Source organism: Luteolibacter sp. SL250 (assembly GCF_026625605.1).
Classification (GTDB): Bacteria; Verrucomicrobiota; Verrucomicrobiia; order Verrucomicrobiales; family Akkermansiaceae; genus Luteolibacter.
Genome location: NZ_CP113054.1, coordinates 4,350,861 through 4,366,752 on the forward strand (window position 1 = coordinate 4,350,861; position 15,892 = coordinate 4,366,752).

The 15,892-nt window shown below is 63.4% G+C and carries 18 protein-coding genes; 14 read left to right on the forward strand and 4 right to left on the reverse strand.

Annotated elements, in window-relative coordinates; translation table 11 throughout:
• Nucleotides 1–7 precede the first annotated feature (7 nt).
• A complete protein-coding gene (locus OVA24_RS18800) occupies nt 8–1,816 on the reverse strand; it encodes an N-acetylmuramic acid 6-phosphate etherase (protein ID WP_267671663.1) in 1,809 nt (602 codons plus the stop codon).
• An 86-nt stretch (nt 1,817–1,902) separates the two neighbouring features.
• Between OVA24_RS18800 and OVA24_RS18805 the strand changes: the two genes are divergently transcribed.
• From OVA24_RS18805 to OVA24_RS18825, 5 genes are all read left to right on the forward strand, one after another.
• Nucleotides 1,903–2,616 (forward strand): MgtC/SapB family protein, encoded by a 714-nt coding sequence (locus OVA24_RS18805; protein WP_267671664.1) that lies wholly within the window; start codon nt 1,903–1,905, stop codon nt 2,614–2,616.
• A gap of 74 nt (nt 2,617–2,690) precedes the next feature.
• Complete coding sequence (locus OVA24_RS18810; RefSeq protein WP_267671665.1) at nt 2,691–4,097, forward strand: MATE family efflux transporter; 1,407 nt, start codon at nt 2,691–2,693, stop codon at nt 4,095–4,097.
• Between the two features lie 214 nt (nt 4,098–4,311).
• On the forward strand, nt 4,312–4,503 hold the full coding sequence (locus tag OVA24_RS18815; protein ID WP_267671666.1) for a CsbD family protein: 192 nt from the start codon (nt 4,312–4,314) through the stop codon (nt 4,501–4,503).
• Between the two features lie 39 nt (nt 4,504–4,542).
• Nucleotides 4,543–4,698: a DUF3309 family protein gene (locus tag OVA24_RS18820; RefSeq protein WP_267671667.1), complete on the forward strand. Its 156-nt coding sequence runs from the start codon at nt 4,543–4,545 to the stop codon at nt 4,696–4,698.
• Nucleotides 4,699–4,714: 16 nt separating this feature from the next.
• Nucleotides 4,715–4,912: a hypothetical protein gene (locus tag OVA24_RS18825; protein ID WP_267671668.1), complete on the forward strand. Its 198-nt coding sequence runs from the start codon at nt 4,715–4,717 to the stop codon at nt 4,910–4,912.
• 85 nt (nt 4,913–4,997) lie between these two features.
• Here the strand turns inward: OVA24_RS18825 and OVA24_RS18830 are convergent, their stop codons facing one another.
• Complete coding sequence (locus OVA24_RS18830; protein ID WP_267671669.1) at nt 4,998–5,408, reverse strand: hypothetical protein; 411 nt, start codon at nt 5,406–5,408, stop codon at nt 4,998–5,000.
• A 152-nt stretch (nt 5,409–5,560) separates the two neighbouring features.
• Between OVA24_RS18830 and OVA24_RS18835 the strand changes: the two genes are divergently transcribed.
• Together OVA24_RS18835 and OVA24_RS18840 are read left to right on the forward strand one after the other, a co-directional pair.
• Complete coding sequence (locus OVA24_RS18835) at nt 5,561–6,517, forward strand: AEC family transporter (RefSeq protein ID WP_267671670.1); 957 nt, start codon at nt 5,561–5,563, stop codon at nt 6,515–6,517.
• A gap of 157 nt (nt 6,518–6,674) precedes the next feature.
• On the forward strand, nt 6,675–7,145 hold the full coding sequence (locus tag OVA24_RS18840; protein WP_267671671.1) for a hypothetical protein: 471 nt from the start codon (nt 6,675–6,677) through the stop codon (nt 7,143–7,145).
• Here OVA24_RS18840 and OVA24_RS18845 read toward each other — a convergent pair.
• Entirely contained in the window at nt 7,142–7,561 is a 420-nt protein-coding gene (locus OVA24_RS18845) for a DUF5069 domain-containing protein (protein ID WP_267671672.1), read from the reverse strand. The two genes, OVA24_RS18840 and OVA24_RS18845, sit on opposite strands and share 4 nt — an antisense overlap.
• A 256-nt stretch (nt 7,562–7,817) precedes the next feature.
• On the opposite strand from OVA24_RS18845, the gene OVA24_RS18850 reads away from it, so the two are divergent.
• The 3 genes from OVA24_RS18850 to OVA24_RS18860 are packed head-to-tail and all read left to right on the forward strand — an operon-like array spanning nt 7,818 to nt 10,412.
• Nucleotides 7,818–8,558: a class I SAM-dependent methyltransferase gene (locus OVA24_RS18850; protein WP_267671673.1), complete on the forward strand. Its 741-nt coding sequence runs from the start codon at nt 7,818–7,820 to the stop codon at nt 8,556–8,558.
• Nucleotides 8,559–8,595: 37 nt separating this feature from the next.
• Nucleotides 8,596–9,303: an HAD family hydrolase gene (locus tag OVA24_RS18855; protein WP_267671674.1), complete on the forward strand. Its 708-nt coding sequence runs from the start codon at nt 8,596–8,598 to the stop codon at nt 9,301–9,303.
• Nucleotides 9,300–10,412 (forward strand): DEAD/DEAH box helicase, encoded by a 1,113-nt coding sequence (locus tag OVA24_RS18860; RefSeq protein WP_267671675.1) that lies wholly within the window; start codon nt 9,300–9,302, stop codon nt 10,410–10,412. The genes OVA24_RS18855 and OVA24_RS18860 overlap by 4 nt, the downstream gene beginning before the upstream one ends.
• 13 nt (nt 10,413–10,425) lie before the next feature.
• Here OVA24_RS18860 and OVA24_RS18865 read toward each other — a convergent pair whose 3' ends face one another.
• Nucleotides 10,426–10,689, reverse strand: a complete 264-nt coding sequence (locus OVA24_RS18865) for a DUF167 domain-containing protein (protein ID WP_345783448.1) — start codon at nt 10,687–10,689, stop codon at nt 10,426–10,428.
• 78 nt (nt 10,690–10,767) lie between these two features.
• On the opposite strand from OVA24_RS18865, the gene OVA24_RS18870 reads away from it, so the two are divergent.
• The 4 genes from OVA24_RS18870 to OVA24_RS18885 all read left to right on the forward strand — a co-directional run bounded on the left by OVA24_RS18870 (nt 10,768) and on the right by OVA24_RS18885 (nt 15,892).
• Nucleotides 10,768–12,078, forward strand: a complete 1,311-nt coding sequence (locus OVA24_RS18870; protein ID WP_267671678.1) for a leucine-rich repeat-containing protein kinase family protein — start codon at nt 10,768–10,770, stop codon at nt 12,076–12,078.
• Between the two features lie 85 nt (nt 12,079–12,163).
• Nucleotides 12,164–14,392, forward strand: coding sequence for an NADP-dependent isocitrate dehydrogenase (locus OVA24_RS18875; RefSeq protein ID WP_267671680.1), 2,229 nt, complete (start codon nt 12,164–12,166; stop codon nt 14,390–14,392).
• Nucleotides 14,393–14,611: 219 nt separating this feature from the next.
• Entirely contained in the window at nt 14,612–15,466 is an 855-nt protein-coding gene (locus OVA24_RS18880; RefSeq protein ID WP_267671681.1) for a carboxylesterase family protein, read from the forward strand.
• Nucleotides 15,467–15,538: 72 nt separating this feature from the next.
• Nucleotides 15,539–15,892, forward strand: coding sequence for a hypothetical protein (locus OVA24_RS18885; RefSeq protein ID WP_267671682.1), 354 nt, complete (start codon nt 15,539–15,541; stop codon nt 15,890–15,892).

Genomic DNA, 15,892 nt, shown 5'->3' on the forward strand with positions numbered 1-15,892 from the left:
GAATCTCTCAATCAGATCTGCCACTATCCAACCGCTCCACCGCGTCCCGGACGACCCAGCCGCTTTCCTCCAAAGCACGCCGCGCCGTTTCCCCGTCGCAGGAAACGAGTTCCGTCACCAGCCTCACGGCGCGGTCGCGGAGCTTCGTGTTGCTGGGGTTGAGGTCGATCATCAGGTTGCCGCGGACCTTTCCGGTGCGGACCATCGCCAGGGTGGTGAGGGTGTTGAGGAAAACCTTCGTGGCGGTGCCCGCCTTCATGCGGGTGGAGCCGGTCAGCGGTTCCGGCCCTGTGTTCACCAAAATGAGACGGTCAGGCCGGTGGGCGTCCGGCACCTGCAGCCCCGGATGGAATGCCAGCAGCGCCGTCACCGCGCCGAGACGCCGCGCCTCCTCCAGCGCACCCCATACATATGGCGTGCGCCCGCTGGCGGCGATGCCCAGAATGACATCCCCCTGACCCACGCCGCGGAATCGCACGGCCTCCGCGCCTTCCGCCTCCTGGTCCTCCGCGCCTTCCACCGCGCTCCATAGGGCGCGGCGTCCCCCTGCCATGATGCCCTGCACCAGCTCCGGCGGCACTCGGAAAGTGGGCGGGCATTCACTGGCATCCAGCACGCCCAGCCGTCCGCTGGTCCCGGCCCCGACATAGAACAGACGACGCCCCGCGCGGAACGCCTCCACCGTGTGGGAAATCATCCATTCCAGATCCGCCGCGTGCGGCTTGAGCGCATCCACCGCCGCCGCGTTCTCCTCGATCAGCAGGCCGATCGCGTCCGCCAGCGGCATGGAGTCCAGCTCCATGGTGCGCGGGTTCCGCCACTCCGTCGGGGCGGAGGCCATCTGGGAAAGCGCGATCAACGGACCGGATTCCCGTGCAAGTGGCGGAGTTGAAATCTTTTCCCGAACGGGCAGCGCACGGGCCAACGCCAGCGCGCCCTGCACACCTTCGCCCACCAGCTTCACCACCTGGCTGCCTTCCCATTGCTCACCCAACCGTCGTCCTACTCCGGCGGCGAAGGCGGGTTGCTTGAGCAACACACTGCCCGCCAGGACGAACTGCACCGGCTTTCCTTTCCGTGACAGACGCTCCGCGCAATGCACCGCCATGTCCGCCAGCTTGTCCGCGGCATCATGCAGCACCTGCTTTGCCAGCGCATCGCCTTCCTCCGCCTTGCGGAAAACCGTCACTGCCAGCGCGGCGATCTCATGCTTCTCCGCCTCCTGGATCCACGGGATGAGATCGTCCGGCTCGTTGAGCTGCAGGGCGGCCAGCACCGCGTGCCCCAGCGCGGGAAAGCGCCCATCCACATCGAACTGATAGACGACGTTCCGCAGCGCGCCCAAGGAGATGTCGCAGGCGCTGCCACGGTCCCCGAGGATGTGCCCCCTGCCGCCGAATTTCACGACCTTTTCCCCCGCATCACGCCCATACGCGCAGGAGCCCGTGCCGCTCAGCAACAGGACACGAGCGTCCACCCCCGCAGGCCATTCCCCGGCGGCGGTCAGCGCCGTCTCCAGGTCGTTCGTCGCTTGGAAAGGGGTTTCCGGCCAGACCACCCGCGCGATGGCATCCACCCGCCGCCGGTCCTGCTCGTTCCGCAGGCCCGCCATGCCGGCACCGATGGCGGAGACTTCGCCCGTCCGTGCCTTGATCTCGAGAAAGAACCGCTCCAGCTCCCCATCGGTCGAAAGCAGCACGTTGGCCGGCCCCAGCTCGAAACGATCCACCTGCCGCCCGGCTCCGTCCTCCACCATCACGGTGGTGTGGGTAGCCCCGGTCTCGATCCCCAGATAAGTATGCCCCGCGACAGTCATTCCGCCTTTCTCCATACCATACCTTTCAAACCCGGGATACGATTCCCCATTTTCTTTTTCCACGGATTGGTGAAAGGTTCTCCATCATGGATTGGAACACCTTCGCCGGAGACCTGGATGCGGAAATCCTCATGCGGCTGGGTCTGGCCCTGGTTGCGGGTCTTGTCATCGGCATCGAGCGGGAGTCCCATGGGCGTGCGGCCGGTCTCCGCACCACCCTGCTGGTCACCCTTTCCTCCGCCGCGGCGATGATCGTGTCCGATGCCTTCTATCAGGACAGTTTCGCCCAGCAGGGCCCGTCGAGCTGGCACCCGGACCCGGCACGGCTGGCGGCGGGCATCCTGGCGGGCATGGGCTTCCTCGGCGCCGGTGTCATCGTTCACCAGCGGGACCACATCGTGCAGGGCGTCACCACCGCCGCGACGCTCTGGTTCGCCGCCATCATCGGTTTGGCACTCGGTGCAGGATCTCTGGGGGTCGGCATCGTCTCCACCGTGCTGGCGTTGATCATCCTCGGGTTGGTACCGCGTTTTGAAAACCGGATGGAGAACGACTGGTACTCCGATCTCAGCGTCTCCTTCGGCAGCAACGACTCCGACATCACCAACACAACCAGGCTCCTGGAGTCGATGAACCTGAAGATCAAAGGCATCGACTGGAAGGAGGACCTGGCCGCCAACGACCGCCGCGTCACCTTCCACGTGAAGCACAAGAAAGGCGAACGGCTCACCCTGCCTGCGCGCGTCATCACCGCCCTGCGCATGCTGCCGGATGTGAAGACCGTCCATTGGCATGGTTGAGGGGCAACGGCAGTCTTGCTACACGATTGATCTTGCGCCGCGTCAGCGGATCGGCGAAATCCCGCGTCCGCCGCATGGAACCGTCTTCCACCGAAAACATGTCCCTGGGGCGTGTGATCCTTGAGTCGCTCAAGGGAAAGCACCACGACTTCACCACCGCTCCGCTGAACCGCGCCGTTCTGCTCCTCGCGGTCCCGATGGTGCTGGAGATGATCATGGAGTCCCTCTTCGCGGTGGTGGATGTTTTCTGGGTCTCCCACCTCGGCAGTGACGCCATCGCGGTGGTCGGCCTGACGGAGTCTGTCATGTCCCTCATCTATGCGGTGGCCATCGGTATCTCCTTCGCCGCGACGTCCATGGTTTCGCGCCGGATCGGTGAGCAGGATCCGGAACAGGCGGCCCGGACCGCCGGGCAGATCCTGTTGCTGGGTGCGACGGTATCGGCCGCGCTCGGCGTCGTGCTGGCCATTTTCGCAGGGGAGATCCTCGGGCTGATGGGGGCGTCCGATTCCGTCATCCGGATGGGCACGGATTTCGCCCGGATCATGCTGGGCGGGAACATCACCGTGTTCCTGATCTTCCTGATCAACGCCGCCTTCCGCGGCGCGGGTGACGCGGTCATCGCCATGCGCACGCTGTGGCTGGCCAACGCGCTGAACATCGTGCTGGGGCCGTGTTTCATCTTCGGCTGGGGGCCGTTTCCGGAAATGGGCCTCACCGGCGCGGCGGTGGCCACCAACATCGGCCGGGGCACGGGTGTGCTCTACCAGCTCTGGCATCTGGCCGGCCACCACAGCAGGCTGAAGGTCCGTCTTTCCCATCTGCTGCCGGACACCGCCATCCTGCTCGCCATCGTCCGGCTGGCGAAAAACGGCGTCGCCCAGTTGCTCATCAGCACGACGAGCTGGGTAGGGCTGTTCAAGATCCTGGCGATGTTCGGCAGCACCACGTTGGCGGGCTACACCATCGCCATCCGCATCGTCATCTTCGCGTTGATGCCCGCGTGGGGTCTGGCCAACGCGGGTTCCACGCTGGTCGGCCAGAACCTCGGTGCGGAGCAACCGGACCGGGCGGAAAGGGCGGTGAAGATCGCCACCCGCTTCAACATGCTGTTCCTCGGCGTGGTGGGCCTGGTCTTCGTGGTCTTCTCAAAGCCTCTCATCGGCATCTTCACCCAGGATCCGGAGGTCGCGCGGCAGGGCACGCAGGCGCTGTGGATCATCAGCCTGGCATTCCCGCTCTATGCGGCGGGTATGTGCATGGAGGGCGCATTCAACGGAGCGGGTGACACGTGGACGCCCACCCGGCTGAACTTCTTCTGCTTCTGGGCGGGCCAGGTACCACTCGCATGGATCCTGGCGAAGCCGCTCGGATTCGGTCCCGTCGGCGTCTTCGTCGCCGTCCCCATCTCGTTCTCGGTTCTCGCCATCTGGAGCCTGGTCTTGTTCCGCAAGGGGCGCTGGAAGACCCAGGTGGTTTGATTCCAGATCAGCTGCGGCACGCTCTTTTGCACCAGTTCCCTGCAGAATGATGCATGTTGCACTCATTCCGGGAGTGTCCTTCCTGCACGGGGGAAATACCGATGATGTAGGGTATCCCTACGTACATCAGGAGTTGCGGGCGATGGCATGAGTGGAATCCAGCAGATGGCACGATCCCTGATAATAAATCCCTATAACCCCAACCCACAGAACCATGAACAAATTTACACTTAAAGGAGACTGGAACATTGCCAAAGGAAAACTGAAGCAGCGCTGGGCGTCGCTCACCGACGATGATCTCCAATACACCGAAGGACTCGGCGACGAGCTGGTCGGCCGCATCCAGAAACGCACCGGTGAAACCCGCGAAGCGGTCGAACAGGCCCTGCGCGACGCGGATCGTTGATTTCCGCTCATCAACTGAAACCCTCAGCCACCCGCCGCCATGTTAGGAACCATCCTGTTGATACTGCTCATCCTGCTGCTCATCGGAGCACTTCCGACATGGGGTCACAGCCGTGAGTGGGGCTACGGCCCCACGGGCGGCCTCGGCCTCGTGCTGATCATCGTGATCATTCTCGTCCTCATGGGCAAAATCTGATCTCCCACACCAACCTATGAAAACCACCATCCTGATGTCCGCCCTCGCCTTCTGTGCGATCGCTCCAATGATGACCTCCTGCCGCGAAAAAGGACCGGCGGAGAAAATCGGCGAGAGCATCGACAAAGCCGGAGAGGATATCAAAGACGCCGTTGATCCCAAAGGCCCGGTCGAGAAGGCCGGCGAAAAAGTGGACAAAGCTCTGGGCAACTGATTCCACCCGGAAAACCATAACAGGAAAGCCCCGCACGGATCACCGTGCGGGGCTTTTTTCGGTCCGGAGTGAACCGATTCCCGGCTTATTGTCCTTCCAGGGCCTTCGCGGCTTTCTCCTGGGCTTCCTTGATGGCCTTCTGCGCTTCTTCGACGTTGTTGCCCGCGTTCTTGATCGCCTCGGCGGCCTGCTTCTGGGCGTCTTCGATCGCCTTCTTCTGCTCCGGCGTCAGGTTCTCATACTGCTTCTGGGCATCGGCGACGGCCTGCTTCTGCTCCGGGGTCAGGTTTTCGAGCTGCTTCTGGGCTTCCTTCTGGGCGGCTTCGAGCTGCTGCTTCTGCTCCTCCGTGAGGTTGCCGCTGTCGACGGCTTTCTCCACGGCTTCCTTGAGATCATCCTTCGCCTTGTCCACGGCCTGTTCGGTTTCCGTTTTCTTCTCGCAGGCGACGAGAACGAAAGGAAGGGCGAGGGCGGAGATCCAGAGTTTGGTTTTCATGGTGTTTTGGGGTCTTTGGTTGGGACAGACGAGCAATCTAACAAATGCGTATTTTGTCAATACATTGTATCATCCAATCTAACAGAGAATGGAAAACACCCCAACGTCTCGTCTCGCGTGTGGGCCGCGTCAAGGGGGGATGATTGACAGGAATGCCCGGCGTCTCCTTGATCGGCGGCGAAGTGTTCTTCCAGATCTTCCTCAACGTCTGCGCGCCAATCTTCCTGACCGTGGGGGCGGGCTGGCTGCTGGACCGGAAGTTCAAGCTGCACCTGGAAAGCATGGTGAAGCTGAACATCTACCTGATGGTGCCGGCCTTCATCTTCACGAAGGTCATTTCCACGGAACTGGCGGGTGGGGACGCGCTGAAGATCGTGGCGTTCACACTGTGCATCGTCTTCCTGATGTTCGTGGGCAGCAGGCTCGCCGGGGCCGTGTTCAAAATGCCTGAAAAGCAACGCCAGTCACTCTCGCTGGCGACGATGTTCTACAACTCCGGCAACTACGGCCTGCCGCTGGTGACGCTGGCCTTCGGCCACCAGGCGGCGGCGGTCCAGATCTACGTGCTGGCGACCATGAACGTCTCCACCTACACCGTGGGTCTTTTCCTCGCGCAGTCCCATGGCGAGGCGGAGGTTTCCCACCGCAAGGCGTTGATGAAGGTCCTGCGCCAGCCGACCCTTTACGCCCTGCTGCTGGGAGTCCTGTGCAAGAGCCTGGAGGTCCCGGTGAAAAGCATCACTTGGCTGTGGGAACCGCTCGACCTGATCCAGGCGGGCCTCATCGGCTTCGCGCTGGTGACGCTGGGAGTGCAGATGTCCCAAACCCGCCCGGCCCCGTTCCGTGCGCCGCTGTGGTCCGCCATCGCCCTGCGGCTGGCCATCGCCCCCGCGCTCGCCGCACCGCTGGCGCTGCTGTTTGGTTTCCCGAAGGAAGTGGCCGCCTCCCTCATCCTTTCCGCCGCCGCACCCACCGCGGTCAACACCGCCCTGCTGGCCCACGAATTCGGCGGGGATCTCTCGTTCTCAACGTCCGCCGTCTACTACAGCACGCTGGCCAGCATGTTCACTACCACCCTCCTGGTCTACATCCTGAAGCTCTGGCTCTGATCATCGGGCAAAACGCATTCATCGCCGCCCGACTGCCCCTCCAGACGCATTCCGCATTGCGGCAAATCCGTGCACCCCGGATCATAAGTCATTGATTTTCCATGAAGACCATCTAGCGGGACGAACCCGGCACGCGTCTGGCTAGAGGAAAGGTGTTATGAATACTTCTACCGCACCTAAATCCCATGGCCTGAAGTTTTTCGTCTATCTGGCCACCCTGCTCTTGGTTGCGTTCGTCCACCAAACCCGTGCCGATGTCCCCGACGGCAGCCGTTCCTCCCTCTCCCTCAGCGGCATGTACAAAGTCGCCGCCAGCAACGATCCATTCTTCCCCGCCGGCACCAACCGCGAGTGGTTCATGGACTTCAACTCCGGCATCACCTCGGAAAAAGCCAGCGGCAAGGTGGCCGTCTCACTCCGCCAGAACCCGAACGTGAAAGTCCGGATCATGGTGTGGCAGGTCTTTCCCGGCACCAATGAGCTGTTCCTCGGCAACCAGTTTAGCGAAGGCTCCCGCCAGGCGGTGTCCGTCGCCCAATGGCGGGCACGCAACGCGGGTGACTCCGTCGTGTTGGAACGCCACGGCTACCAGATCGTGCTGAACCGCGCGGATCCGGCGGATTATTAAGCCCGGCCTTCCTCCGCGTCGAAGAGGTCGAAATAAGTCATGATCTCCGGGCGGTCGCCGAAACCGGCGTCCGCCTTGTCCTTTTCAAAGCCGGAGCTGTCACGCCAGCCGCGCTTGGACATGAAGCCGTTCCAGATCTCGATCTGCTCGTCGGTCGGCCGGGTGCCGTTCTCAAAGCACCACTCCATCACCTCCTCATCAGTTCCGCCTTCCAGCACGCGGTCACGCAGGGCGGCGTAGTCCACGCCCAGAAACTTGCACACCCGGTCGTCGAAGGTGCGGTTGCCGGGGATGACGCCGAGGTGGTAGGCGGGAGGCAATTTGCCTTCCGCGTGGAGGCGGATCTTGTCGAGGATCCGACCGAAAACATAGATCCCCGATACTTGGTCCCTTGCGCTGCGGATTGGAAAGCTCATGGCGTGTGGAGATTCCCAAGGAGGTCCGGCGGGGGCAAGAGGATTTCCTGCTTGGTGGAATGGCGCGCAAGCCTGGTAGCGAAGGTCGTGAGACCTTCGGTTGGGGGGAAGTCCGCTGGGGGACTGGAGCCGGTTTGCCAGGGGATCAACGCCGCGCCGAATCTCTCACGATGTTCGCTACCTCGAGACGCCCGCTTCAAACTAATCCGCCGCCGGTATTGACCTTTCCGGGCCATCCCGCAAGGTCGCGCCCCGAATGAATCCGCATCCCGTCCTGGAAAACCGGTACACCCGCCCTGAGGAACGCCCGGTCTATGTGAAGCAGCTTTTCGACGAGGGCGCGCAACACTACGACGCCATCTGTGAGTGGGGATTCTTCGGAACCGGCAACCTCTACCGCAAGGACGCCCAGCGCCGCCATGGCCTGCGCCCCGGCATGAAGCTGCTGGACGTGGCCTCCGGCACCGGCCTGATGGCGGTCGCCGCCGCCGAGCTGATGGGCTACGAAAAGGACATCACTTGCGTGGAGCCAAGCGACGGCATGATCCGCGAGGCGAAGGCCAAGCTGCACGCCACCTTCGTCCAGAGCGGCGGCGAGGACATGCCGCTGCCGGACGACCAGTTCGATTTCCTGACCGTGGGCTACGCTATGCGCCACTTCGCCGACCTGAAGAAGACCTTCACCGAGTTCAACCGCGTGCTGAAGCCGGGCGGCAAGGTGCTGATCCTGGAAGCGACGCGGCCTGAGGGGAAATTCGGCTCCTTCCTGTTCCGCCTCTACTTCGGAAAGATCTATCCGGGGTTCTCCCGCCTGCTCACCCGCAGCAAGAAAGCGGAGGAGATGATGGTCTATTTCTGGGAGACCATGGATACCTGCGTGCGCCCGAAAGACATCATGCAGGCGTTCGAGGCCGCCGGCTTCGTGGAAGTGAAACGCCGCGCCATTTTCAACGTCTTCAGCGAATACACCGCGGTGAAGGCCGGGGAGCGTCTTTGAATCGACCCGGGGCGGTGCCGGGTCTATGGTGCGACGTATGCCCGCCCGGGATTTCATCATCGGCTTCGACGCGGACGACACGCTGTGGCACAACCAGCCGATCTTCGAGCGCGCCTACGACCGCTTCCGCGAGCTGCTGGCCCGCTACCATGACCCGCTCCCGGCGGGTGAGGTGCTGGTCGCCACTGAGATGCGGAACATCCCCCTCTACGGCTACGGCGTCAAAGGCTTCACCCTGTCCGCCATCGAGACCGCCATCACCCTGTCCAACGGGGCCATCAGCTCCAGCGAGCTGCGCCAGCTCCTGGACGCCGCGCGGGACATGCTGGAGCACCCCATCGACCTGCTCGACGGAGTGGCGGAGACCCTGGATACACTGGCCGCCGATCATCGCATGATCGTCATCACGAAGGGAGACCTGCGCGACCAGGAGCGGAAGCTGGAGCGGTCCGGCCTGGCGGGGTATTTCCGCCACATCGAGGTCGTCTCGGAAAAGGAAAGCTCGTCCTATGGCAAGATCCTCGACCGCCACGGCATCCCGCCGGAAAATTTCCTGATGGTGGGGAACTCGCTGAAGTCGGACATCCTGCCCGTGCTGGCCATCGGCGGGGCGGGCGCGCACCTTCCTTACCACATCACCTGGATCGGCGAGCATGCGGAGGAACCTGTGGAGTTCCTTGACCGGTTCTTCAAACTCGGCCAAATGAGCGACCTGCCGGAAATCATCCGCCAACTGACACTGTGAAAACATTCCAAGACCTCGGCATCAGCGCCGGATTCATCAAGGGCCTCGAAGAACTCGACATCCGCAAGCCGACGGAAGTACAGGCCAAGGTCATCCCGCATCTGCTGCAGGACGGCGGGGACCTCATCGTCCAGGCGCAGACGGGCACCGGAAAGACGGCGGCCTTCGGCCTGCCCCTGCTGGCAACGATCAAGCCGGGCGTCCCCCACATCCAGGGCGTGGTGGTGGCACCGACCCGGGAGCTGGCGAAGCAGATCGGCAAGCAGCTTTTCCGATTCACGAAATACACGGACCGCGTCTTCACGGAGGTGCTCTGCGGCGGTGATCCCATCGAGCGCCAGATCTCCGCGCTCCAGCGTCCGACGCACATCGTGGTGGTGACGCCGGGCCGGTTGATCGACCTGCTGAAGAAGAAGGCACTCGACCTGGGTCACGTGAAACATCTGGTGCTGGATGAGGCGGACGAGATGCTGAGCATGGGCTTCAAGAAGGAGCTGCAGCAGATCTTCACCCACACCCGCAGCCGGAAGAGCACCTGGCTGTTCTCCGCGACCATCCCGGACTCCATCCAGGCGCTGGCGAAGGTCTGCATGGCGGAGAGCGCGCCGATGCTGAAGATCGACAAGGCCCACGTGGTGAACCGCGACATCATCCACAAATACGTCGTCTGCACCAACGACGAGAAGCTGCCTGCGGTGATCGACTTCCTCCACCGCCAGCGCGGCGAACGCGGCGTCATCTTCTGCCGGACGAAGGAGGACACCATCCACCTTTCCAAGAAACTCACGGCGGAAGGCTTCGGCGTGGACACCATCCACGGCGACCTCATGCAGTCGGAGCGGGACAAGGTCATGCGCTCCTTCAAGAAGGAACGCACCCAGCTCCTGGTGGCCACGGACGTGGCGGCACGCGGCATCGACGTGGAGGGGCTGACCTTCGTCATCCACCACCAACTCCCCGGCCAGACGGAGTACTACACCCACCGCAGCGGCCGGACCGCCCGCGCGGGCAGGAAAGGACTGTCCATCGCCTTCATCCACCCGAAGGAGCGCGGAAAGCTGAAGAAGCTGGAGGACGAACTGGAGATCCGCTTCAGCGAGGCGCGGTAGCACTTAGCGGCGTTCACTCCGGCAACGCCGTCCCGTCCGGGATGGTGAACTGCTTGAGCCGTGAGGTTCCGCCTTTCTCCAAGGTCACCTTTGACCGTGAAAGCCCCAGTGTCTCCGCGAGGAAGGCGGTGAGGGCGGCGTTCGCCTTTCCATCCACCGGCGGGGCGGCGATGCGGACCTTCAGCACGCGCCCGGCCAACGGGTCCTCCTCCCAGCCGAGGATGGCGCTGGTCTTCGCGTTCGGCACGGCCCTGACGGTCAATTTCACCACCGGCATCGCAACACGGGGCGGATCCACCGCCAATTTCCAAATCCGGGGTTCCCAATGCGGTCTCCGTCCCGGAGGATGCGCGCGATGCCGCCCGACGATACCCTCACCCTCCTCCGTTCCGGAAAACTCCACGGCATCCACCGGCTGGACCTGAACGCAGGCCTGGAGACCTTTCCTGAGGAAATCTTCGACCTCGCGGACAGCCTCGAGATCCTCGACCTCTCCGACAACGCGCTTTCCAAACTCCCGCAGGATCTCCCGCGGCTGGAGAAACTCCGCGTCCTTTTCTGCTCCGGCAACCGCTTCACCCGCCTGCCTGAGATTCTCGGCCAGTGCCCAGCGCTCGAAATGATCAGCTTCCGCTCGAACGAAATCTCAGAGATCCCCGCCGCCGCGCTGGGGCCGAACCTGCGCTGGATCGTCCTGACGGACAACCGGCTGGAGGCACTGCCGCCGGAGATCGGGACCTGCAAGCGGCTGCAGAAGCTCATGCTCGCGGGCAACCGCCTCTCCTCCCTGCCGGATGAACTCGCGGAGTTGAAAGGCCTGGAACTGCTGCGGCTTTCCGCGAACCGCTTCGAGGCGTTTCCGGAAGTGCTGCTGGAAATGCCGCGCCTCGCCTGGCTGGCGCTCGGTGGAAATCCCTGCGCCACCGTGGCGCAGGACTCCGAGGTTCCGGAGATCGGCTGGGACCGCTTGCACCTGCACGGGAAACTCGGCGAAGGTGCCTCCGGGACCATCCACCACGCGGACTTCGGCCAAGCGGGTTCCATCACTGCGGAAAAGGTCGCCGTGAAGCTCTTCAAGGGCCGGATGACGAGCGATGGCCTGCCGGAGAGCGAAATTTCCGCGACCCTCGCCGCCGGAGAGCACCCCGGGCTGCTGGGCGGGCGGGCACGGATCACCGGCCACCCGGAGGGGCTGGACGGACTCGTCATGCCCCTGGCCGGCCCGGATTTCCAACCGCTGGCAGGGCCACCGAACCTGAAGACCTGCACCCAGGACATCTATCCGGAGGACCGCCAGTTCCCCTATCCGGTGGCGGTGAAGCTCGCGCTGGGCATCGCGGAAGCCGCCGCCCACCTCCACGGCAGACGCATCGTCCACGGCGACCTCTACGCCCACAACATCCTGTGGAACCCGCAGGGCGAAGGGCTGTTAGGCGACTTCGGCGCGGGGTGGAGCGCGCCCGCGGAACATGCGGCGGCATTGGAAAAAATCGAGGTCCGCGCCTACGGCCACTTGCTGGGAGAGCTGGTTTCCCGAATCATCCCGGAAAGGTCCCGCGAAGCCCAGATCGAGGAACTGCTGGCGCTCAAGGACCACTGCCTGTGCCCGGATGCGGTCCATCGGCCGGATTTCCGGCAGATCGTCTCGTTTTTCGGATTTCTCTGAATGGAGGGAAACCGGGCGGTTCTTTGGATTTGCCCCGGTGTCCCACAACGCCTAAACGTCTCCCGGAATTTCCAAAGCCAACATCATGTCCGCGTCTCCCACCATCATCTACACCAAGACCGACGAAGCGCCCGCCCTCGCCACCTACTCCTTCCTGCCGATCGTCCAGGCATTCACCAAGCACTCCGGCATCGCCGTTGAGACGCGCGACATCTCCCTGGCGGGCCGGATCATCGCGAACTTCCCGGAATACCTCACGGAGGACCAGAAGATCGGCGACGCCCTTTCCGAGCTGGGGGCGCTGACCCTCACCCCGGAGGCCAACATCATCAAGCTGCCGAACATTTCCGCCTCCGTGCCACAGCTCAAGGCCGCCGTCGCCGAGCTGCAGGCGAAGGGCTACAAGCTGCCCGACTATCCCGAAAGTCCGGCCACCGATACCGAGAAGGAAATCAAGGCCCGCTACGCGAAGGTCATGGGCTCCGCCGTGAACCCGGTCCTGCGCGAGGGCAACTCCGACCGCCGCGCGCCGAAGGCCGTGAAGGACTACGCGAAGGCCCACCCGCACTCGATGGGCAAATGGTCCGGCGATTCCAAGACCTCCGTCGGCAGCATGAACGGCAAGGGCGACTTCTTCTCCAACGAAAAATCCGTCACTGTGGCGGATGCGACCGATGTGAAGATCGAGTTCGTCGGCGCGGACGGCACCACCAAGGTGCTGAAGGACTCCACCCCGCTGAAGGCCGGTGAGATCCTCGACGGCACGTTCATGAGCAAGGCCGCTCTGGTCGAGTTCCTCGGCACCCAGATCGCCAAGGCCAAAGAGGACGGCGTGCTGTTCTCCCTGCACATGAAGGCGACGATGATGAAGGTTTCCGACCCGATCATCTTCGGCCACGCGGTGGAGGTGTTCTTCAAAGACCTCATCGCCAAGCACGCGGACACCCTCAAGGAACTGGGCGTCGATTTCCGCAACGGCTTCGGCGACCTCGTCGCGAAGATCGCGAAGCTCCCCGCCGACAAGAAGGCGGAGATCGAGGCGGACATCCAGGCCGCCTATGCGAACGGCCCGGCCCTCTCCATGGTCAACAGCGACAAGGGCATCACCAACCTGCACGTGCCCTCCGACGTCATCGTGGACGCCTCCATGCCCGCGATGATCCGCGCCGGTGGCAAGGTGTGGGACGCCCAGGGCAAGACCGGCGACACCCTCGCCGTCATCCCGGACAGCTCCTACGCCGGCGTCTATCAGGCGGTGATCGACTTCTGCAAAAAGAACGGCGCTCTCGACCCGAAGACCATGGGCTCCGTGCCGAACGTGGGCCTCATGGCGCAGGCCGCCGAGGAATACGGCTCCCACAACAAGACCTTCGAAGCCCCCGGCGAGGGCACCATCAAGGTCACCGACAGCAACGGCGACGTGCTGCTCTCCCATGAAGTGGAGGCAGGTGACATCTGGCGCGCCTGCCAGACGAAGGATGCGCCGATCCAGGACTGGGTGAAGCTGGCCGTGAACCGCGCTCGCGCCACCGGGGACCCTGCCGTCTTCTGGCTGGACAAGAACCGCGCCCACGACGCCCAGCTCATCGCCAAGGTCGAGAAGTACCTCGGCGACCACGACACCTCCGGCCTGGAGATCAAGATTCTCGCCCCGGCGGACGCCTGCACCTACTCGCTCGAGCGCATCGTGCAGGGCAAGGACACCATCTCCGTGACCGGCAACGTACTGCGTGACTACAACACCGACCTCTTCCCCATCCTGGAAGTCGGCACCTCCGCGAAGATGCTCTCCATCGTTCCCCTCATGAACGGTGGCGGTCTTTTCGAAACCGGAGCCGGTGGATCCGCACCGAAACACGTCGAGCAGTTCGTCCAGGAAAACTACCTGCGCTGGGACTCCCTCGGTGAGTTCTTCGCCCTGGCACCATCCTTCGAGCACATCGCCGATACCTTCGGCCTCGCCCGCGCAAAGGTGCTGGCGGACACGCTGGACGCCGCCACCGGCAAGTTCCTCGAAAACGACCGCTCCCCCGGCCGCAAGCTGGGCACCATCGACAACCGTGGTTCCCACTTCTACCTCGCCCTCTACTGGGCGCAGGCGCTCGCCGGACAGGACAAGGACGCGGAGCTGAAGGAGATCTTCACCCCGGTCGCCGAAAAGCTCACCGCCAACGAGGAAACCATCGTTTCCGAACTGCTGGCCGTGCAGGGCAAGTCGGTCGACATCGGCGGCTACTTCCAGCCGGACGATGCCAAGGCCTCCGCCGCCCTCCGCCCGAGCGAGACATTCAACGCCATCCTGGCCGCGATCTGATCGAGCTGAAAACAGCCTGAACCTTTCCGACCTGCAGGGGCCGCTCCTGCAGGTCGGTTTTTTTTGAGCCATCAACAGGGCTACAACCGCCGGAGATTGACCACGAATCTCACGAATCCTGCGAATGAAGAAAAGATTCGTTGGATTCGTAAGATTCGCGGTTCCTTTGCTTGGAACCACGGCAAGCTCGAGTTGCTATCCACGAAGACTCCCGTTCCGATGAAATCCCACCTCCTCTTCCCTCTCCTCCTCACCACCCTGGGCTGTTCGGCCAAGGAACCACAGCGGGAGATCATCCCGCCCGCGCAGTATGAGGCCCAGGACGCGGAGGTGGAGAAGATGCGGGAGCGGCTGCTGCGTGAAAACCCGGAGCGTTTCGAGGCTCGCACGCTGGAGCATCAGGGACGGACCGTCCGCTACCGCTGGTTCGCCCCGGAGAAGGCGGATAAGCCGCTACCGCTGGTCATCGTCCTGCATGGCAGCTCCGGCAAGGGCAGCGACAACCGCAGCCAGTTGCTGGCTGGCACCGGCGCGCTGGGTGCAGGGGTATGGGCGACACCGGAACGGCAGAAAGACCACGCCTGTTTCGTCATGGCCCCCCAATGCCCACCGGGGGAGATGTGGACGCTCACCGCTTCATGGACCTCTCCCGTCCATCCGCTTTCGCCAAAACCGGCACCCGCCCTCACGGACCTCATGGCCCTGCTCGATGACCGGCTGAAGACCGGAGAAATTGATCCGAAGCGGGTCTATCTGGTCGGTGCCTCGATGGGTGGCTACGGCACCTTCGACTGGCTGGTCCGCCAGCCGGAGCGCTTCGCGGCGGGCATCCCCATCTGCGGCGGCATGCCGGAAGGCCAAGCGGAGAAGCTGAAGGAAGTGCCGCTGTGGATCTTCCACGGGGAGGACGACAGCATCGTGCCGGTGGAGGAATCCCGCCGTGCGTTCTCGCAGATCTCGGCGGCGGGCGGCCCGGTCCGATATTCCGAGTTCAAGGATGGCGGCCACCAGATTTCCGTCCACGCATGGATCGACCCGAAGGTGGCCGCATGGCTTTTCTCACAGCGCAGGTAGAATCAGGAGACCCGATTCCACCGCGGCTGAATGACATTGAGCTTTCCGCACGGCCCGTTAGATTCCGCTGCCATGAACCAAAACTCCCGCGAGGCCATCATCGAGCTGCTGTTCCTCTCCCTCTACATGGATGACCACCTTTCGCTGGCCGAGGATGAGGTCCTGACGGAGGCGCTCGACGCGCTGGGCTGGGAATCCGAATCCCCGCGGGAAAGCTTTGTCTTCCGCGCCTTCGCCTCATCGCGGGAGGCATTCACCAGCCTGGAGAAAACCCAGGTCTTCTTCGCCGAACGGGCGGACACCATCAAACGCCATGGCGACGAAGGGAAGGCCCTGACCTGGTTGACCCGCGTGCTGGCCGCGGACGGCCTGACCTCCACCGAGAAGTACTTCCTCGGCCGGCTGGAGAAGTATTTCTACCCGTAA